Source organism: Sinorhizobium psoraleae (assembly GCF_013283645.1).
Taxonomy (GTDB): domain Bacteria; phylum Pseudomonadota; class Alphaproteobacteria; order Rhizobiales; family Rhizobiaceae; genus Sinorhizobium; species Sinorhizobium psoraleae.
The window spans coordinates 918,048-937,899 of record NZ_JABEKV010000004.1 but is presented as its reverse complement, the minus strand read 5'-3'; the positions used below and the strand labels follow the sequence as shown (position 1 = coordinate 937,899).

The window sequence follows — 19,852 nt, the reverse complement described above, 5'->3', positions numbered from 1 at the left end:
TGGACCTACGCCGACAAGCCAGAAACCAAGCCCGTGGCCTGAGAACACCGCTTACCGAAAACCGCTCGACGAGCCAACTGCAGATTCGCCGAAATCCTGGATCTATTGCTGGACGGCAAATTAACGGTCGTTGCGATTGACCCCCGCGATCGTGGGATCGAAGCTTTTAGGTTCGACGCCAGAGAGATCGCAAGACTTACGAGTCTCACCGATCACGGGGCTCTGAGCTTAAGGGAAGCCCAAAAGCTCCTTGCGATCACCGATCGGACTTTGACTGGTCTTATTGGTTTAGGCTTCATTGAAGCGGACGTCGCTATTAATCCTAGAAACAGATGTCCTCAGAAGGTGGTCCGCCCGGAGGTGATCAACTGTTTTAAGTCAGAATTTACATCTCTCTACCACTACGCGCGAGAACGGGGGATTAACATCGGGGTCGCTAAGCGACAGCTTGAGGCAGCGGGAATTCACCCGGCCATCGAAAAGGCGGCGGTCGGCACAACATTCTATAAGACGCACGAACTCACGCGATAATCATCGAGAGAGCGATCAGAAGCCCGGCATCAGGCCGGGCTTTTTTATGCCCCAAGGGCAGATTTTGGCTGGACCAGGGAAAACTACAATGGATTCGGTCGAAAAAAATCAATGAATCCAATCCGGAAAAACCTCCCTGGGGCAATGTATCGGTGGACGCGACACCCTCAATCAATCAAGTCGCCGTCGCCAAGGCAAAAACGACGATCCCTTCCGGGCGCTTCGGCGCCCGGAATGCTTTGCAGAAGAACAACGGGATTGTCATCACGGAGAGCGGGCGCGAGGGATACAGCCGCATCCGGAGCTGGCGACCGTCGCCCGGAAATCGATTAAGGCGACGTGGTCATGACCTAATGACCTAGTTCCTGCCACGTCCAGAACACGATCATCCGTTTAGATTTAATGCCTTGACGTGCGGTCACGAAGACACTGGCGCGTCCCGCCGAATTCTCTTATACACTTGAACTGCTGGGGTCGTAGCTCAGTTGGGAGAGCGCCGCAATCGCACTGCGGAGGTCGAGGGTTCGACTCCCTTCGGCTCCACCAAAGCTTCATTGTCCGACCCGGCGACATAGGTAACGGGACGTACCTAAGACATGTGTGACGGCCTCGTGCCAAGGCGCGCGGCTATCTCGGCGAGACTCTGGCGGGGGGGGGTGCAGGGACTGGCCGCCCGGCGGGTAACGGGCCGCGCCATCGATCGACGCTTCCCTTGGAAAAAGACGCAAGACGCGCACGCACAAATCCTGACGACGGAGTTGTTCGCGATCCGCAATCTCTATTGATCTTGTTTACGAGGAATATGTGCTGTGAGCGCCCGGACCAGTCGCCGTCAACGGCAGGCAGGAGGCCGCTGCAATCAGCGCGGCGGGACGATACCCTGGTAATACTCCCCTTCGCCGCCGACATGGACGGTCTTCGAGCACGCCGCGAGAGTCACGACTGCGAGCAACAACAGGATCTTGCGCATAGGCCTCGTACCTTTGCTAACGGATTGACGATCATTGATATTCCGGCCTTGGCGCGGGATCAATTCCCTGCCGGTGACCACGAGCCATTCTTTCACGTGCTCAGCGACCGGCGCAGCCATGACTGGCCGGAGACGTATCGCTCCGCAGTCTGCCGGCACCCTCCCGTGCGGCAGGAGTGAGCGTGCACGTCCATTCAATCGACGCAGCAAAGCGGGGCAGAAAGACCCGCTCACGAGGTTTCCTTTGCGGCTACTCTACTTTCCCTTAGGTTCGGGAAATATTTCTAGAATGGAGTCGGCGGAACGATTCCCGGATAATAGTCCCCCTCCCCGCGTTCGTACCGGTCGATGGTGGTGGACCTTCCGGTTTGCGAGCACGCGCACAGTACAGAGAGCGCTAGCAATAACACGATCACGCGCATTGACCCTTCGTCCTTTCCTGCTGAGTGACGTCCCCCGATGCTCTTGCATTTGCGCAGGATCTGGCGTCCTTTTTTCATTGCGACTGTGATTGTACTATGTTGCTCAACCGAAGGTATAGAAAAAGATTTGCTCGCGAACGAGGCTGCCCATCGCAGCGGGCGACCTGGATGTGGTCGCCTCCCCTCGACCTCTTCCGCCTTAGTCTTTGAGCCGCTCTCGCCGTTGAGCAAGGACAGGGCCCAAGAGCTTCGCTGAGACGAAGATCCCGTAGTCGTGAGAACGGGCTGGATCGCCAGCCGGTTCTTCGACATGTTCTCGCGCATGTGGCGTCACGTATTTTTTCCGCGGGCCGCGCCGAAAGCCGCAAACGTTAAGATTTGCATAAAATTCCCCGGCCCGATTTCACCGGCTCGCAAGCGAAATCTGCCACAGAAGAAGGATAGTTGAGGTCTGAAGGAAGGCGCATCGAGCGCTGACGAGGCGGAACATCTTGACCCAGGTCGTCACCATCTCCGCGACAACGGCCGCCTACGCGGCAGAAGCCGTCAAGCCATCCGCTCGGGTGCGCGGCGACGGCCCGACCGACGAGGTGATCACGCTGCTTTCGGCGCGTCGGCAGGAACAGAGCGCGCCGGAACTGGTTGCGAAGGTGAAAGGCGCCCTGCCTCTCGGCCTGATGCTGATCAGCGCCGGCGGCCGCCCGCCGCAGCAGACACAGGCCGAAGCACTGCGCTGCTATCTCGAATACATGCAGAACGAAGAGCGCGGCGGTAAACGGGGAAGCCGGCAGGACGAGCCCGCCGGCGACGAAAAGGAAAGCGGCGACGAGATTGCCGCGATCCTCGATCGGTTCATTCAGGGCGTCTGACGGTCGAGCCGGATCCTATTTGTGCTTGTGGCCGCCCGTGGCGGCGCCGACCGGCAGCACGTACTCGACCTTGCCTGCCTTTTCGAAGGTGAGCGTCACCGGAACAGTGTCGCCCTCGGCAAACGGCTTCTTCACCTCCATGAACATCAGGTGCAGGCTGCCGCTCGTGAGCTCGACCGTCGCTCCGGCCGGAATGGCGATCCCGCCCTCGAGCTTGCGCATCTTCATGACCTCGTTTTCCATCCGCATTTCATGCAGCTCGACCCGCCCTGCGGCCGGGCTTTCGACAGCGAGGAGCCGGTCGTCGGAGCTGCCGGTGTTCTTGACGACAAGGCCGCCACCGCCGACCTTTGCGCCGGGCAGCATCGCCTTGACGGCGCCGCCGGAGATTTCGAGGTCACCGGCCTCGATCGGACCGCCGGCCATCTGATGCTTGCCATGCCCGCCGTGAGCATGTTCGCCGCTTGCGAGCGTCACGGTTATGGTCGGCGCCGGGCTCTTGAGTTCATGGGCGTTCTGACCTTCGGCCGCCACCTGATCCCAAACCACTTTGCCCTCGGTGCCGCAAAGCTGCGTTGTCGGAAAGGCGAGAACCGTCTCCTTGTCGAAGCCGGACAGTTTGCCTCGTACGATGAAGGTGTCGTAGAACTCGTCCGGCAGATCGCCGCCCTTCCAGCGAATTTCCACCGGTCCGGACGAAACCTTGGTTCCGTGATTGTCATAGGTCTTCTGATAATCGCCCTTGACGATTTCCAGTTCCCAGCCGGGCTTCGGTTGCGGTTTGGCGAAGACAAAGCCCTCCGGCAGCTTCACTTGCACTTCCGTCGTCGCCTTGCCGTCGCAGCCGTGCGGGACCTGAAGAACAGCCTTGAATGTCGTTTCGACGGGCGCACTGTCGTTTTCGAAGGTAGCGTGCGCATGCGCGGTGCCTGCGGCGGCAAGCGAGAGGCTGGCGGCAAGCAGGGTGAATCTGGTCTTGGTCATGTCGTAATCTCCAAGCCACGCGGCCTCTAGCCTCGGGCCTTCGTGGTCAATGCCGCCTCGGCGGCCGATGAAAAATGGAATGCGTCAGGAGAAGGTTACGACGAATGTTGGGGGTCCGCGTGACGGCGGCAGCAGCCGCTGGGGAGCACGCGCCACTTCGGCGTTGCCGATCGGCGTCTTGGCAAGCCAGTTGCCGTTTTCGGCGGGCGCGCCTTGTTCGGGCGGCGCCGGCAGCAGCACCGATCCGGCCAGCCTGCAGGCTTCACAAATGGGCGCGATCCCGGACGACTTGTCCTGTCCGGTATCATGATCGATGCCTTCCGTGCCGAAGCAGATATCCGCGAATGTGCCGTCGGGCAGCAGATAATCGGCGGCAACCGCCGGGTTTGGTGCTTTGGAGAGAGCCGGCTTGTGGGCGAAAGACAGGAAAACGAGCGCAAAGGCGGCGAGCACCCGCACCGCAATCCGCCATTTATCCACGCGCCTTGCCATAGTCCCCTCTTGGTCGGCTCTTGGTTACCCCCAACCGGGAGGAATTGCAAAGGCCGAATTGCCGCAGGCCGCTATCGCCAATGATGAAGCCACGGCGACAAAAATGTGTTTGGTCGCGACATAGGCTCTTGCCAAAATCCGGGCTTCGCCGTTATCTGGGAACGATCTTGTTGGGAGAAGCCGGTTTAGTCCGGTGCCGAAGGAGCAACCGCCCCGGAAACTCTCAGGCCAAAGGACCAGCAAGGTGCCGGTAGGACTCTGGAGAGAAGCGTTTACGCTCGCCGAAGGGATAACAATCTCAGGCAAAGGGACAGAGGGGGCTCAAAATTGTCGGCGTTCGACGCCGGTAGTGTGAGCCGGCGCGAGATGCGTCAGACCTGGAGGCCGGATTTGGAAGAGATCTCCCATTTGAAGCACACGCCGCTGCACGCGTTGCACCTCTCGCTCGGTGCGCGCATGGTGCCCTTTGCCGGCTATGACATGCCGGTGCAATACCCGGATGGCGTGCTCAAGGAACATCTGCACACCCGCGCCGCAGCGGGCGTTTTCGACGTGTCGCACATGGGCCAGGTCGTCGTCCGGCCCAAGTCCGGCCGCATCGAGGACGCGGCGCTGGCGCTCGAAAAGCTGGTGCCGGTCGATGTCCTCGGCCTGGCAGAGGGCCGCCAACGCTATGGCCTATTCACAAACAATGAAGGCGGCATCCTTGATGATCTGATGATCACCAATCGCGGCGACCATCTCTTTCTTGTTGTCAACGCCGCCTGCAAGGATGCGGATTTCGAACACCTGAAGAACGGTCTCGGCGATACTTGCGACGTCACAATGCTCGATGATCGCGCGCTTGTGGCACTGCAGGGGCCGCGCGCGGAAGCCGTGCTCTGCGAGCTCTGGGCCGATGTTGCCGCCATGCGTTTCATGGACGTGGCGGAAGCCGATCTACACGACGTCGCCTGCATCATCTCCCGCTCCGGTTACACCGGCGAGGACGGTTTTGAAATCTCCATCCCCGTCGACTCGGCCGTCGATGTGACGCAACGACTGCTCGAACATCCGGACGTCATGCCGATCGGCCTCGGTGCCCGCGATTCGCTTCGCCTCGAGGCGGGCCTTTGTCTTTACGGCAACGACATCGACACCGGCACGACGCCGGTGGAGGCGGCGCTCGAATGGGCGATTCAGAAGAGCCGCCGCGCGGGCGGTGATCGCGCCGGTGGTTTCCCCGGTGCTGAGCGCATCCTCGCTGAGTTCGCCAATGGAGCCAAGCGCCGCCGCGTCGGGTTGAAGCCCGAAGGTCGCGCACCCGTTCGCGGCGGGGCCAAGGTTTTTGCGGATGCCGAGGGCAATATGGCGGTGGGTACTGTCACCTCCGGCGGCTTCGGCCCCAGCGTCGATGGCCCGATAGCGATGGGTTACGTCGACGCGGCCCACGCCGGCAACGGCACGAAACTTTTTGCGGAGGTGCGCGGCAAATATCTGCCGCTTGCCGTCGCCGCCCTGCCCTTTGTCAAACAAACCTACAAACGCTGATCAGGAGAGCGCGCTAATGCTGAAATTCACCGAAGAACACGAGTGGCTGAAGATCGAAGGTGACGTCGCGACCGTCGGCATCACCGAGCATGCCGCCGGGCAACTCGGCGATCTCGTCTTCGTGGAACTGCCGGAAGCGGGCTCCTCCTTCGCCAAGGGCGATTCGGCCGCGACCGTCGAATCCGTCAAGGCGGCCTCCGACGTCTATTGTCCGCTCGACGGAGAGATCATCGAGGTCAACCAGGCGATCGTCGACGACCCGTCGCTCGTCAATAGCGATCCGCAGGGTGCGGCCTGGTTCTTCAAGCTGAAACTCGCCGACCCGAGTGCGGCCAACGCCCTTCTCGATGAAGCGGCCTACAAGGAGCTCGTCGTCTGATGAGCATGCCGAAAGACTTCACCTTTACCGATTACAAGCCTTACGATTTCGCCAATCGGCGTCATATCGGCCCCTCGCCCGTGGAAATGGAAGAGATGCTGAAGGTCGTCGGCTATCCGAGCCTTGACGCCCTCATCGACGACACGGTTCCCCCGGCGATCCGGCAAACGACGCCGCTAGTCTGGGGCACGCCGATGACCGAACGCGAGGCGCTCGACAAGCTGCGTGAAACGGCGAACCGCAACCAGAAACTCGTCTCGCTGATCGGCCAGGGCTATTACGGCACGATTACGCCGCCGGTCATCCAGCGCAACATTTTGGAAAATCCGGCCTGGTACACGGCCTATACGCCTTATCAGCCCGAGATCAGCCAAGGCCGGCTCGAGGCCCTGCTCAACTATCAGACGATGGTCTGCGATCTGACGGGCCTCGATGTCGCGAACGCTTCGCTGCTCGACGAGGCGACGGCCGCCGCCGAAGCCATGGCGATGGCCGAGCGCGTCGCGAAGTCCAAGGCAAAAACCTTCTTCGTCGACGAGAATTGCCATCCCCAGACGATCGCCCTTCTGAAGACCCGCGCCGCACCGCTCGGCTGGCAAGTGGTCGTCGGCGATCCCTTCGCAGATCTCGATGCTGCCAATGTCTTCGGCGCGATCTTCCAGTATCCGGGCACCTACGGTCACGTCCGTGATTTCACGGCGCTGATCTCCAAACTGCACGAGCAAGGCGCGATCGCAGCCGTTGCCGCCGATCCGTTGGCGCTGGCGTTGCTAAAATCGCCCGGCGAAATGGGCGCCGATATCGCTGTCGGCTCGACGCAGCGCTTCGGCGTCCCGGTCGGCTATGGCGGTCCGCACGCGGCCTATATGGCGGTCAAGGACGCCTACAAGCGTTCCATGCCCGGCCGCCTCGTTGGCGTTTCGATCGATTCGCGTGGCAACCGCGCCTACCGCCTGTCGCTGCAGACGCGCGAACAGCACATTCGCCGCGAAAAGGCGACGTCCAACATCTGCACGGCGCAGGTGCTGCTTGCGGTGATGGCGTCGATGTATGCCGTCTTCCACGGCCCGAAGGGCATCAAGGCGATTGCGCAGAGCGTCCACCAGAAGACGGTGCGTCTCGCCATGGGGCTGGAAAAGCTCGGTTACACCGTCGAGCCGGACGTCTTCTTCGACACGATCACGGTCGAGGTTGGCAAGCTGCAAGGCATTATCCTGAAGACGGCGGTGGCGGAGGAAGTGAACCTTCGCAAGATCGGCAACACGAAGATCGGGATCAGCCTCGACGAACGCTCGCGGCCCGTGACGCTCGAGGCGGTCTGGCGCGCCTTCGGCGGCGACTTCAAGGTGGAAGAGTTCGAGCCGGGCTATCGCCTGCCGCAGCCGCTGCTGCGTACCAGCGAATACCTGACCCATCCGATCTTCCACATGAACCGCGCCGAAAGCGAGATGACGCGCTACATCCGCCGCCTCGCGGACCGCGACCTCGCGCTCGACCGGGCGATGATCCCGCTCGGCTCCTGCACGATGAAGCTCAACGCCACGGCCGAAATGCTGCCGATCAGCTGGCCGGAGTTTTCCGAAATCCATCCCTTCGCTCCGGCGGACCAGGCGCTCGGCTATCGCCACATGATCGAGGACCTCTCGCAAAAACTTTGCGCCGTCACCGCCTATGACGCGATTTCGATGCAGCCGAACTCGGGCGCGCAAGGTGAATATGCCGGTCTTTTGACAATTCGCGCCTATCATATCGCCAACGGCAACGGCCATCGCGACGTCTGCCTGATCCCGACCTCGGCGCACGGCACCAATCCTGCGTCCGCGCAGATGGCCGGCATGAAGGTCGTGGTCGTCAAGGTCAGCGACATCGGTGAAATCGACATGGACGATTTCCGCGCCAAGGCCGAGCAATATGCGGACAATCTCTCCTGCTGCATGATCACCTACCCATCCACGCATGGCGTGTTCGAGGAGAACGTCCGCGAGGTCTGCGAGATCGTCCACAAGCACGGCGGCCAAGTCTATATGGACGGCGCCAACATGAATGCCATGGTCGGCCTTGCCCGGCCGGGCGACATCGGCTCGGACGTCAGCCACCTGAACCTGCACAAGACCTTCTGCATTCCGCACGGCGGCGGCGGCCCGGGCATGGGGCCGATCGGCGTGAAGGCGCATCTTGCCCCGTTCCTTCCGGGCCATCCGGAAACGGACGGGCATGAGGGCGCGGTGTCGGCGGCTCCTTTCGGTTCGGCTTCGATCCTGCCGATCTCCTGGAGCTACTGCCTGATGATGGGCGGCGAAGGGCTGACCCAAGCGACCAAGGTGGCGATTCTCAACGCCAACTACATCGCCGCGCGACTGAAGGGTGCTTATGATGTGCTCTACAAGTCGGCAAAGGGTCGCGTCGCGCATGAGTGCATCATCGACACGCGCCCGCTCGCCGACAGCGCGGGCGTAACAGTCGACGATGTCGCGAAGCGTCTGATCGACTGCGGCTTCCACGCACCGACCATGAGTTGGCCGGTCGCCGGCACGCTTATGATCGAGCCGACCGAGTCGGAAACCAAGGCGGAACTCGACCGCTTCTGCGATGCGATGCTGGCGATCCGCGAGGAAGCCCGCGCCATCGAGGAAGGCCGTATGGACAAGGTCAACAATCCGCTGAAGAACGCGCCGCACACGGTCGAAGACCTCGTCGGCGATTGGGACAGACCCTATTCTCGCGAACAGGCCTGCTTCCCGCCGGGCGCCTTCCGCGTCGACAAATACTGGTCGCCGGTCAACCGCGTCGACAATGTGTACGGGGACCGTCACCTCGTCTGCACTTGCCCGCCGATAGAAAGTTACGCGGAAGCGGCGGAATGAAATGACGCGGCGGAGTGTGCCTTCGCACACCCCGCCCTTTCTGAGACGAGCTTATCGAGCAAGGACGGCTTCGAACAGCAACGAAAAAGCCCGGCGAGAAGCCGGGCTTTCAATCCAGCGGTTGCGTGAACTCTTAGTTCGCGCGAACCACGGCATCGCCCTTCGCCGCAAGCGCCGCCAGATCGGCCGGCTTCAGCTCGACGGACTCGCCGCAGCCGCAGGCGGACGTCTGGTTCGGGTTGTTGAAGGTGAAACCGGAGCGCAGTGGCGTCACTTCGAAATCCATTTGGGTGCCGAGCAGGTAAAGCACGGCCTCGGGAGCGACCCAGACCTTTGCATCCAGATGTTCGACCAGGTCGTCCTTGCCGTTAGGCTCGGTCACGAGATCGACGGCATATTCCATGCCGGCGCAACCGCCCTTCTTGATGCTGACGCGGATGCCCTTGGCATCGCCTCCAGCATTCTCAACGATCGACCGCACGCGGCCGGCGGCGGCATCGGTCAAGTTCATTATGGCAAAGCCCATCGGCTTCTTCTCCTTCACGTCGCCGGGGTAAAGGCCCGGCGCCTTCCAGAATCTAATGTAATGCCCGTCTCTTAACGGATCAATATGAGGCTCAGTACCAGCCGAGCGCGACCTGCGCCTCTTCCGACATACGGTCCGGCGTCCACGGCGGATCGAAGGTCATAGTCACTTCGATGCCCGAAACGCCCTCGACGGCACCGACGGCGTTCTCGACCCAACCCGGCATTTCTCCGGCAACGGGGCAGCCGGGCGCCGTCAGCGTCATCTCGATCTTCACCGTCCGGTCGTCTTCGATGTCGATCTTGTAGATGAGCCCGAGTTCGAAGATATCGGCCGGGATTTCCGGATCGTAGACCGTCTTCAAAGCGGCGATGATGTCATCGCTGAGGCGCGCCAGTTCTTCGGCGGGGATGGCCGAATGCACGATACCCTCGCGGACATCGATCTTTTCTTCCGTTGCGTCCAGGCTCATATCGGCCTCCTTGGATCACCATGATTTGGATCGATTGACCCAAAATCATGAACGATCGATTTCAACAAGTCAGAACGGGATACGGGCGGAAAACCGCACATATTTTTCCCCGTCCCGCCCTACGCGAAAAACTTCCGCGCATGATCCAGCGCATCCGCAAGCGCATCGACCTCGGCCCGCGTATTGTAGAGGCCGAAAGACGCACGGCATGTGGAGGTGACTCCGAAGCGTTTCAAGAGCGGCTGAGCGCAATGTGTCCCCGCTCTAACAGCAACGCCCGCACGATCGATCACCATCGAAATGTCGTGCGAGTGAATGCCGGCGATCTCGAACGAAAAAATGCTTCCCTTGCCGGGCGCATCGCCGAAGACCCTGAGCGAGTTGACCGCCGACAGGCGTTCGCGCGCATAGGCGGTGAGATCCGCCTCATGCGCCCTGATCGCGTCGCGGCCGATCTGTTCCATGTAGTCGAGCGCGTAGCCGAGGCCGATCGCTTGAACGATCGGTGGCGTACCGGCTTCGAAGCGATGTGGCGGATCGTTGTAGGTAACCCGGTCCTCGGTTACTTCCTCGATCATCTCGCCGCCGCCCATGAAGGGGCGCATCTCCTTCAGGCGATCCATCTTGCCGTAGAGCACGCCGACGCCGGACGGACCGTAGAGCTTGTGGCCGGTCATCACGTACCAGTCGCAATCGATGTCCTGAACATCGACCGGCATATGCACCGCACCCTGGCTGCCGTCGACGAGTACCGGAATGCCGCGCTCACGGGCGATGCGGCAGATTTCCTTCACCGGCACAACCGTACCGAGAGCGTTCGACATATGGGTGATGGCGATGAGCTTTGTCCGTTCCGTCAGGCATTTGACGAAGTCATCGATGTGAAACGCGCCATCGTCATCGATCGGCGCCCAGACGAGCTTCGCGCCCTGCCTTTCGCGGATGAAGTGCCAGGGTACGATGTTGGAGTGATGCTCCATGATCGAGATGACGATCTCGTCCTCCTCGCCGAGCTTCGGCATGCCGTAGCCGTAGGCAACCGTATTGATCGCCTCGGTCGAGGACTTCGTGAAGATGATATTTTCAGCCGATGGCGCGTTCAGGAAGCGGCGAACCTTCTCGCGCGCCGCCTCGTAGGCTTCCGTCGCGGCATTGGAGAGGAAATGCAGGCCGCGATGGACGTTGGCATATTCATTGGAATAGGCATGAGCCACGGCGTCGATGACGAGCTGGGGCTTCTGCGCCGATGCACCGTTGTCGAGATAGACAAGTGGCTTGCCATAGACCATCCGCGAAAGGATCGGGAAATCCTTTCTGATCGTCTCGACGTCGTAGGCCGGCACCGGCACCGTGTGTTCCATGTCTTTGTCCAATCAGGCGTGTTTTTCCAGCCAGGCCGAGATTATGCCTTCGAGCGCCTCGACCAGCTCTTCGTCATCTTCCAGCTCTTCAACGATCTCGGCCACAAAAGCGTTGACGAGCATCGCGCGGGCCTTGTTCTCCGGAATACCGCGAGCGAGCATATAGAAGAGTTGCGTGTGATCGATATCGATCACCGTTGCGCCGTGACCGCACTGCACGTCATCGGCGAAGATTTCGAGCTCCGGCTTCGCCGAGAAATCGGCGTCGTCGGACAAGAGCAACGTGTTGCACGACATCTTCGCATCGGTCTTCTGCGCGTCCTTGGCGACCAGGATCTTGCCCTGGAATACGCCCTTCGCCCGGTCGAAGACGACGTTGCGGATGATCTCGCTCGAGGTCGTATGCGGCACGTCGTGGCTGAGCGTGAAGGTCACGTCCGTGTGGCTCTCGCCGCCAAGCAGGTTGATGCCGCGCAGCGTCAAATCGGCGCCTTCGCCGCTCGCCTTGCCGTGGATTTCCTGGCGCACCAGCTTGCCGCCGGCATTGATGACGAAGAGGTGCAGCTTGGCGTCCTTGCCGAGGTCGAAGCGGATCTGTCCGAGATGCGTGTCCGCCATGCCCTGCTGCTGCAGAATGATCCAGATCACATCGGCGCCTTCGGCAAGCGTCACATCGCTCACAGTGGAAACGAAGCTTGCTTCCGCGCTCGTCGACAGGTGCCGCTCGATCACCGTCGCCTTGGAGCCGGCACCGAAGAACACCGGAAAACGCGTGTGCGCCTGACCGTGGCTCTGGACGACCTGAATCTCGAGCGGCGCTTCCAGTTCGACATTTTCGGCGACCGTGACTTCGAGACCGCCGCGAACGAGCCCGCCATTGATCCGGCCGATGGCATCGTCCGCGCCGAGCACGGTGAGGCCTACCACAGCCGAACCGTCGAGCAGGCTCTCGGTATAGGATCGTGCCGTTACACCCCTGGGAAGGCTCTTGAGGTCAGCCTGGCCGCTGCGAACCGCAAGCACGGAAGAGCCCGGAACGACGGCCTCGACCCTGTCGGCAAAGGCGGACGCATCGGCGGCAGGCACCGCGCGCAGCAATGTGCGCAGGTCGGTATAGTGCCAGGACTCGATGCGTCGCGTCGGCAATCCGGCCGTCCGCAGCTCATGAACGAGCGTATCGCGGAGCGACAGCACGGCCCCATCGCCCGGCAGATCGCCGATCTGCGCGGTATAGGCATCGACGAGCGCCGTTTCGGCCGCCGTCATCTTGATAGCCTGTTGCATATTCATTCGAACACTCCTTCAACAGGCGTCAGGCTGCCGCCTCGATGAGATCCGCATAGCCCTTGGCTTCGAGTTCATGCGCCAGCGTCTTGTCGCCCGACTTGATGACCTGGCCCTTGTAGAGGACGTGGACGGTATCCGGAACGATATAGTCGAGCAGGCGCTGGTAGTGGGTGATGACGATAACGGCGCGATCCGGCGAACGCAGCGCATTGACGCCATCGGCCACGACCTTGAGCGCGTCGATGTCGAGACCGGAGTCGGTTTCGTCGAGAACACACAAATTCGGCTCCAGCAGCGCCATCTGCAGGATTTCCGCGCGCTTCTTCTCACCGCCGGAGAAGCCGACGTTCAGCGGCCGGCGCAGCATTTCCGGAGCGATCTTGAGCTCGGCAGCGGCTTCCTTGACGCGGCGCATGAATTCCGGCGTCGTCAGTTCGTCCTCGCCGCGATACTTGCGCTGCTCGTTCATTGCCACCTTCAGGAACTGCATGGTGGCGACGCCCGGGATTTCGACCGGGTACTGGAAGGCGAGAAAGATGCCCTTCGCCGCACGCTCGGAAGCATCGAGCTCCAGGATGCTTTCGCCGTTATAAAGGATATCGCCCTCGGTCACTTCATAGTCTTCGCGGCCCGAAAGGATGTAGGACAGCGTCGACTTGCCCGAGCCGTTCGGTCCCATGATGGCGGCGACTTCGCCTGCCTTCACGGTCAGGTTCAGCCCGCGGATGATCTCGGTGCCGTCTTCGGCGATGCGTGCGTGCAGGTTCTTGATTTCAAGCATTTTCAATCGTCCTCTTCGGAAGCGAATAATTTTTTTGCGCGCAAGTCCCGTGCGCGCTTTTTTCGATAGGTGGTCGAGGCCTTAGCCCACGGAGCCTTCCAGCGAGATGCCGATCAGCTTCTGCGCTTCGACCGCAAATTCCATCGGCAGTTCCTGAATGACTTCCTTGACGAAGCCGTTGACGATCAGCGCGATCGCCGCTTCCTCCGGAATGCCGCGCTGGAGGCAGTAGAACAACTGGTCCTCGGAAATCTTGGACGTCGTCGCCTCATGCTCGAACTGTGCGGTCGAATTCTTCGCCTCGATGTAGGGCACCGTATGCGCCCCGCACTTGTCGCCGATCAGGAGCGAGTCGCACTGTGTGAAGTTGCGGGCGTTCTCGGCCTTGCGGTGGGCCGAAACCTGACCGCGATAGGTGTTGTCCGAAACGCCGGCGGCGATGCCCTTCGAGATGATGCGGCTCGACGTGTTCTTGCCGAGATGGATCATCTTGGTGCCCGAGTCGACCTGCTGGTGACCGTTGGACACGGCGATCGAATAGAACTCGCCGCGCGAACCGTCGCCGCGCAGGATGCAGGACGGATACTTCCAGGTGATCGCCGAGCCGGTTTCGACCTGCGTCCAGGAGATCTTGGAGTTCTTCCCGCGGCAATCGCCACGCTTGGTGACGAAATTGTAGATGCCGCCCCTGCCCTCCTTGTCGCCCGGATACCAGTTCTGCACCGTCGAATACTTGATCTCGGCCTCGTCGAGCGCGACCAACTCGACGACCGCGGCGTGAAGCTGGTTCTCGTCGCGCTGCGGCGCCGTGCAGCCTTCGAGATAGGAGACATAGGCCCCCTCTTCGGCGATGATCAGCGTGCGCTCGAACTGGCCCGTGTTCTTCTCGTTGATGCGGAAATAGGTCGAAAGCTCCATCGGGCACCGCACGCCCTTCGGCACGTAGACGAAGGAACCATCGGTGAAGACGGCGGAATTCAATGTCGCATAGAAGTTATCCGTCGGCGGAACGACCGAGCCGAGATACTTCCTGACCAGATCCGGATGCTCGCGGATCGCTTCCGAAATCGACATGAAGATCACGCCGGCCTTCTTCAACTCTTCCTTGAAGGTGGTGACGACCGAAACGGAGTCGAACACTGCATCGACGGCGATCTTCGACTTCTGCACGCCGGCAAGGATTTCCTGCTCCTTGAGCGGGATGCCGAGCTTTTCGTAGACCTTGAGCAGTTCCGGATCGACCTCTTCGAGGGATCTCGGCCCCGTCGTGCCCTTGGGAGCGGCGTAGTAGTGAATTTCGTTGAAGTCGATCTTCGGGTAGCGGACACGCGCCCAGCTTGGCTCATCCATCGTGAGCCAACGGCGATAGGCGTCGAGACGCCATTCAAGCATCCATTCCGGTTCGTTCTTTTTGGCCGAAATGAAGCGAATGATGTCCTCGGACAGGCCCTTCGGCGCCTTGTCCATCTCAATATGCGTTTCGAAGCCGTATTTGTACTGATCCACGTCGATCTGACGGACCTGGTCAATCGTTTCCTGCACGGCAGGCATGTCGTTCTCCAATCTTGCCGGATCCAAGGTCCGGCAGCTTGTCAATACGATGCGAACTTTGCGCACCGCTTATGTAATGGCTAAAAGGCGCTTTTCACCCCGTTTGCCAAGCGGAAAATTGCTTTTCCGCAATTTCGTTCATCGTCTTGCGTCACGCGGCCTGCCCGGTCGAGCGACGGCGGGCCGCCACTTTCGCGAACACTGTCGCGCAACGCTCGATTTCAGCCTCCGTCGTCGCCTCGCCGATCGAAATACGCAGCGCTCCCTGGCGGGGGTCGTAACCCATCGCCGTCAGCACATGGCTCTGCCCGACCTTGCCGGAGGAGCAAGCCGATCCTGCCGAAAGCGCCACGCCTTCGAGGTCGAAGGCGATCTGGCCGGTTTCGGCCTTGAGACCCGGAAGCGTGAAGAAGCTCGTGTTGCCGATACGAGAAACATCGCGCCCGTGGATGACCACATCCGGCGCGGACGACTGCATTTCGGCTTCGAGCCGATCGCGCAAGGTGGCAATGGCGCCCATACGCTCTTCTATGTTGTTGGCGGCAGCACGGGCTGCCGCTCCAAAGCCGACAAGCGCCGGCGCATTTTCCGTACCCGAACGATGGCCTTTTTCCTGTCCGCCACCACGGATCAACGCCGAAGGCATCATGACTTCCCCACGCGCCACGAGCGCGCCCGCACCTTTCGGGCCGCCGATCTTGTGCGATGAAACGATGAGGAAATCCGCGCCTAGCGCCTCGATCGACAACGGCAAGCGACCGGCCGCCTGCACCACATCGACCACCAGGAGGCCACCATGGGCGCGAACGATGGCCGCGACTTGGGAGATCGGCTGGACGATGCCCGTCTCGTTATTGGCGAGCATCACGGCGACCATCGGCAGCCCGGTCTGGCGATCATGGGAAGCAAGCAGCGCTTGCAGCGCAGCACAATCGATCACGCCGGCAGCCGTCACCGGCACCTCGCAAACATCTTCGCGCGCGAAACGCCCCCCCTCGCGTACTGCCGGATGCTCGATAGCCGAGGCGTAGAGCTTGGCGATCCGGAGCGGCGTCCGCCCCATGCGGAAATCCGGGGTCAGCACCATATTGGCGGCCTCGGTGGCGCCGCTGGTGAAGGTGACTGAGGCGGCTTGCGCGCCACAAAGCGCAGCGACGTCACGCCGCGCGCTTTCGACAAGCGCGCGCAACGCCCGACCCTCGCCGTGAACAGACGACGGATTGCCTATGCGGTCGACCGCGGACAGGAAAGCCTCGCGCGCTTCGGCCAGAAGCGGCGCCGTGGCGTTCCAGTCCATATAAATGCGCGGTCCCGACATCGTTTCCTTCGCTAGAACAAGTGGCTCGGCCGTTACAATCGGCGCCGTTGCATTTTCCTTGAATTTTCCGCGCCGCTTGCCTTATGAGACGAAGCACATGGCGGAATGCCCGCACCGAAGTTTTGAACGGTTCTAAACTAGGTTTTAGAAAACCTGACTGCTTTCGTCAAGACAGATCGGCACTGAAACCGCGATTTGAACCAGAAACATTCCCGGAGAGCCAATGCCCGAGATCATCTTCAACGGACCAGCCGGTCGCCTTGAAGGCCGTTATCAGCCTTCGAAACAGAAGAGCGCCCCGATCGCCATCATCCTGCACCCGCATCCCCAGTTCGGCGGCACGATGAACAACCAGATCGTCTATCAGCTTTTCTACATGTTCCAGAAGCGCGGCTTCACGACGCTCCGGTTCAACTTCCGCGGCATCGGGCGCAGCCAGGGTGAGTTCGATCACGGCGCGGGCGAACTCTCCGACGCCGCCTCCGCACTTGATTGGGTCCAGAGCCTGCATCCCGATTCGAAGAGCTGCTGGGTTGCCGGCTATTCCTTCGGGGCCTGGATCGGCATGCAACTGCTGATGCGCCGCCCGGAAATCGAAGGATTCATGGCCGTCGCGCCGCAGCCGAACATCTACGACTTCTCGTTCCTCGCCCCTTGCCCCTCGTCCGGCCTGATCATCAACGGTGATTCCGACAAGGTAGCCCCCGAGAAGGACGTCAACGGCCTCGTCGACAAGCTCAAGGCTCAGAAGGGCATCCTGATTACGCACAAGACCGTGCCCGGCGCCAATCATTTCTTCAATGGCCAGATCGAGAACCTGATGGCTGAGTGCGAGGATTATCTCGATCGCCGTCTCAACGGCGAATTGACGCCGGAACCGGCAGCCAAGCGCATCCGTTGACAGATCGACGGTGGTGAAGCGTTCCTTGCACGCATTACGGCGGGCGAGGATCGCTGAGAATGCGTAGCGTCTAGCTCCGGCCAACCCAGTGGGGGACCGCGGGCGACACCACATGTGCCGGCGTTTCGGCGGACTCCACCCTGTTCCGTCCTGCGGCCTTGGCGGCATAGAGAGCCTTGTCCGCCCGTTGCATGGCCAATTCGAGCGGCTCGCCTACGGCAACCGCCGTGACGCCGAAGCTGGCGGAGACTGTCACCGTTTCAGCCAGGCCCTCGATCCGCATCGATGCAATCGCCGCGCAGATTCCGTGGGCAAGGACACGTGCATCCGAGAGGCCCGTCAGCGGAAGAAACACTGCAAACTCCTCGCCTCCGAGACGCCCGGCAACGGCGCGGCTCGGCATCAGATCGAGAAGCAGGCGGGAAAATCGCCGGATCACCTCGTCTCCGGTGTGGTGGCCGTAGGTGTCATTCACCCGCTTGAAATGATCGAGGTCGGTAAGGATGAGCGCGCCGGGATGGGCCGCACCGCGCCTTTCCAGCATGGGACCGAGACGCTCCATGAAGCCCCGGCGATTGTAGAGGCCGGAGAGGGCATCGATTTCGGAGCTGGCCCGAGCGTCGTCGATGATGTCCTTGACCATGACGCCAAGCATCGCGAGACCGGTTCCGACGATCAGCATGGCGCCGAGCGCCTGCGAGATCAGCGCGAACGGGCTGGTGAGATAATCGGCTGCCGTTCTTCCGGCGCCTGCCGCAATCGCCGCGTAGATCTTCACGAGATAGTAGGCTGCGCTCAAAGCCAGGAGCCCAAGCAGGATCCGGTCTGCATAGGTTCGCCGCCGCGAGCGGACGATCGCCGAGGCGGACCACGCCTGAATGAAGAAGAAAGGCATCTGGTAGAAAAAGGCGTGCTCCAAGGTGCCGCGCGGAAGGTCGTAGATCAGGAGATCGACGATGACCGAAGCGATGAAGAAAGCAGCCAGCGCCGCAGGCCTGACCGGCACCTGATAAAACAGGCCGAGTCCGACGCGAAGCAGGCAGAAGCCGCCGAGGACGCTGGCGAAAGCGCTGATCGCGAGTATGCGGGGAAACGGGCTGAAGGGCAGAACGGCTTCAAACACCGCCGACAAGGAGGCGATAGCGAAACAGGCGGCTATCCAGATCGCCGGCCGGCCCGAGCGGCTCTTTGCCGCAATGATGAGAAATGCGACCACGAATATCTGGGCGACGATGAAATTCACCGCCAGAAGGGAAATCGCACCACCCATTCGATAGCTTCCGAACAGTTCCGATTGCGAATCACGGATCCGCACAAATCTCACACACCAAAGGTATCCTACTGGCGGTGTACGAAGAAATAATTAGAGCAGAACAAGGAAAGGTGTGAAGCGGTCGTTGTGGCCGTTCGATGTACCTTCACCCTTGCTCTGCGTCGGCATCGATCACCTTTGACGCCAATCGACCACCACTCACGGGGCGATCGACGCCCGTCGTTCCGGGATAGGTCAACGGCAACCCGCGCAACGATCTCACGGCCAGATAAGCCCAAGCCTCGGCTTCCATCGAATCGCCGTTCAATTCCAGCGCTTCAGCGGCAAGCACCCGGGCATGCGCCGTATCGGCAAGGTTCGTCAGATCCTTCATAATGATCGGGTTGAGGCGGCCGCCGCCACAGACGACATAGGTCGCCGGCGCCTCGGGAAGATGTGCGGCCGATCTCAGAATGGCCGCGGCGGTCACGTGGGCGAGTGTGCGAGCGCCGTCTTCCAGGCTTGCGTCCGCGCCCGAGGGCGGCGCAAAGTCGTTTCGATCGAGCGAGCGGCGTTTCTGTGCCGTGAAAAAGGGATGGGAAAGATAACGCTCGGCAAGTTCCACGAGCACGGCACCTTCGCTCGCGATCATTCCGCCCTGGTCATAAGGAATGCCTGCATGGGCCTCGACCCACTGGTCGATCAGCGTGTTGCCGGGGCCGCTGTCGTAGGCGACGATTCGTCCATCGGTACCGATGAAAGTGATGTTGGAGATACCGCCGATATTGACGAAGACGACGGGCGCGCCGACCTCTTGCCGCTCCGACAAGCCGCGCGCCAATGCGGCGTGGTAGGCCGGAATGAGCGGCGCCCCCTGGCCGCCATGCACCATGTCGTTGGCCCGCATGTCGTAGACGACGTCGATTTGTGTTTCACGCGCCAGCAAGTCTCCATCGCCGATCTGCACTGTCAACCCTTCGTCGGGGCGGTGCAGGACCGTCTGGCCGTGGAAACCAATTACATCAATGTCTTCCGGCAAGAGGTTGTTTTCATGCAGGAATGTTCTGACCGCCTCCGCGTGGCGCAGTGTCAGGTCGCGTTCCAGTTGGGCGAGCGTCCCCGGCCTTTCCACCCGCATGGCGATCGATTTCGCCTCATCGAGTCCCTGCTTCAGGCGTGCCCGAAAACGCGCGTCGTAGGCGTATCCGGCCGAGGGGCCGCGCTGCACGACACTCTCACCGTCGGTCCGGAGCAGCGCAACGTCGATGCCGTCCATGCTCGTGCCGCTCATCAGGCCAATTGCCGTCAAGAGCTTTCCCATTGATTTCCTCCGCGGCGGTTGCCTGATCGATGCCGGCAGAA

Annotated in this window: 16 protein-coding genes, 1 tRNA gene and 1 riboswitch; of the genes, 6 read left to right on the top strand and 11 right to left on the bottom strand. The window is 61.2% G+C overall.

The features are described from left to right. Nucleotides 1-1,001: 1,001 nt before the first annotated feature. Together ILFOPFJJ_RS25465 and ILFOPFJJ_RS25460 are read left to right on the top strand one after the other, a co-directional pair. Nucleotides 1,002-1,077 (top strand) — tRNA-Ala (locus ILFOPFJJ_RS25465). Nucleotides 1,078-2,414: 1,337 nt separating this feature from the next. After that, complete coding sequence (locus tag ILFOPFJJ_RS25460; protein ID WP_173513305.1) at nt 2,415-2,792, top strand: hypothetical protein; 378 nt, start codon at nt 2,415-2,417, stop codon at nt 2,790-2,792. A gap of 15 nt (nt 2,793-2,807) precedes the next feature. On the opposite strand, the gene ILFOPFJJ_RS25455 is transcribed toward ILFOPFJJ_RS25460, so the two are convergent. Further along, nucleotides 2,808-3,776 carry a DUF1775 domain-containing protein gene (locus ILFOPFJJ_RS25455; protein ID WP_173513304.1) on the bottom strand — a complete coding sequence of 323 codons (969 nt, stop codon included), beginning with the start codon at nt 3,774-3,776 and terminating at the stop codon, nt 2,808-2,810. 84 nt (nt 3,777-3,860) lie between these two features. Continuing rightward, on the bottom strand, nt 3,861-4,268 hold the full coding sequence (locus ILFOPFJJ_RS25450) for a hypothetical protein (RefSeq protein WP_173513303.1): 408 nt from the start codon (nt 4,266-4,268) through the stop codon (nt 3,861-3,863). A 161-nt stretch (nt 4,269-4,429) separates the two neighbouring features. Continuing rightward, nucleotides 4,430-4,517: riboswitch (glycine riboswitch) on the top strand. Nucleotides 4,518-4,658: 141 nt separating this feature from the next. Between ILFOPFJJ_RS25450 and gcvT the strand changes: the two genes are divergently transcribed. The 3 genes from gcvT to gcvP are packed head-to-tail and all read left to right on the top strand — an operon-like array spanning nt 4,659 to nt 9,041. Then, nucleotides 4,659-5,798 carry a glycine cleavage system aminomethyltransferase GcvT gene (gene gcvT, locus ILFOPFJJ_RS25445; protein WP_173513302.1) on the top strand — a complete coding sequence of 380 codons (1,140 nt, stop codon included), beginning with the start codon at nt 4,659-4,661 and terminating at the stop codon, nt 5,796-5,798. Between the two features lie 16 nt (nt 5,799-5,814). Continuing rightward, nucleotides 5,815-6,177: a glycine cleavage system protein GcvH gene (gene gcvH / locus ILFOPFJJ_RS25440; protein WP_173513301.1), complete on the top strand. Its 363-nt coding sequence runs from the start codon at nt 5,815-5,817 to the stop codon at nt 6,175-6,177. Continuing rightward, nucleotides 6,177-9,041 carry an aminomethyl-transferring glycine dehydrogenase gene (gene gcvP, locus ILFOPFJJ_RS25435; protein WP_173513300.1) on the top strand — a complete coding sequence of 955 codons (2,865 nt, stop codon included), beginning with the start codon at nt 6,177-6,179 and terminating at the stop codon, nt 9,039-9,041. The genes gcvH and gcvP overlap by 1 nt, the downstream gene beginning before the upstream one ends. 133 nt (nt 9,042-9,174) lie before the next feature. Here the strand turns inward: gcvP and sufA are convergent, their stop codons facing one another. The 7 genes from sufA to ILFOPFJJ_RS25400 form a co-directional block, all read right to left on the bottom strand. Then, nucleotides 9,175-9,567, bottom strand: a complete 393-nt coding sequence (gene sufA / locus ILFOPFJJ_RS25430; RefSeq protein ID WP_173513299.1) for a Fe-S cluster assembly scaffold SufA — start codon at nt 9,565-9,567, stop codon at nt 9,175-9,177. 91 nt (nt 9,568-9,658) lie between these two features. Next, complete coding sequence (locus ILFOPFJJ_RS25425; RefSeq protein ID WP_173513298.1) at nt 9,659-10,039, bottom strand: SUF system Fe-S cluster assembly protein; 381 nt, start codon at nt 10,037-10,039, stop codon at nt 9,659-9,661. A gap of 119 nt (nt 10,040-10,158) precedes the next feature. Continuing rightward, nucleotides 10,159-11,400: a cysteine desulfurase gene (locus tag ILFOPFJJ_RS25420; RefSeq protein WP_173513297.1), complete on the bottom strand. Its 1,242-nt coding sequence runs from the start codon at nt 11,398-11,400 to the stop codon at nt 10,159-10,161. A gap of 12 nt (nt 11,401-11,412) precedes the next feature. Beyond that, nucleotides 11,413-12,690, bottom strand: coding sequence for a Fe-S cluster assembly protein SufD (gene sufD, locus ILFOPFJJ_RS25415; RefSeq protein ID WP_173513296.1), 1,278 nt, complete (start codon nt 12,688-12,690; stop codon nt 11,413-11,415). Between the two features lie 22 nt (nt 12,691-12,712). Then, nucleotides 12,713-13,468: a Fe-S cluster assembly ATPase SufC gene (sufC, locus tag ILFOPFJJ_RS25410; RefSeq protein WP_173513295.1), complete on the bottom strand. Its 756-nt coding sequence runs from the start codon at nt 13,466-13,468 to the stop codon at nt 12,713-12,715. 81 nt (nt 13,469-13,549) lie between these two features. Further along, nucleotides 13,550-15,019 carry a Fe-S cluster assembly protein SufB gene (gene sufB, locus ILFOPFJJ_RS25405; protein WP_173513294.1) on the bottom strand — a complete coding sequence of 490 codons (1,470 nt, stop codon included), beginning with the start codon at nt 15,017-15,019 and terminating at the stop codon, nt 13,550-13,552. A gap of 151 nt (nt 15,020-15,170) precedes the next feature. Continuing rightward, a complete protein-coding gene (locus ILFOPFJJ_RS25400; RefSeq protein ID WP_173513293.1) occupies nt 15,171-16,337 on the bottom strand; it encodes a cysteine desulfurase family protein in 1,167 nt (388 codons plus the stop codon). 223 nt (nt 16,338-16,560) lie between these two features. On the opposite strand from ILFOPFJJ_RS25400, the gene ILFOPFJJ_RS25395 reads away from it, so the two are divergent. Then, a complete protein-coding gene (locus tag ILFOPFJJ_RS25395; RefSeq protein ID WP_173513292.1) occupies nt 16,561-17,238 on the top strand; it encodes an alpha/beta hydrolase in 678 nt (225 codons plus the stop codon). 70 nt (nt 17,239-17,308) lie between these two features. Here ILFOPFJJ_RS25395 and ILFOPFJJ_RS25390 read toward each other — a convergent pair whose 3' ends face one another. Next, entirely contained in the window at nt 17,309-18,508 is a 1,200-nt protein-coding gene (locus ILFOPFJJ_RS25390) for a GGDEF domain-containing protein (protein ID WP_173513291.1), read from the bottom strand. A 148-nt stretch (nt 18,509-18,656) separates the two neighbouring features. Further along, the gene (locus ILFOPFJJ_RS25385) at nt 18,657-19,811 is read right to left on the bottom strand and encodes an anhydro-N-acetylmuramic acid kinase (RefSeq protein WP_173513290.1); all 1,155 of its coding nucleotides are present in this window, start codon (nt 19,809-19,811) and stop codon (nt 18,657-18,659) included. Nucleotides 19,812-19,852 lie beyond the last annotated feature (41 nt).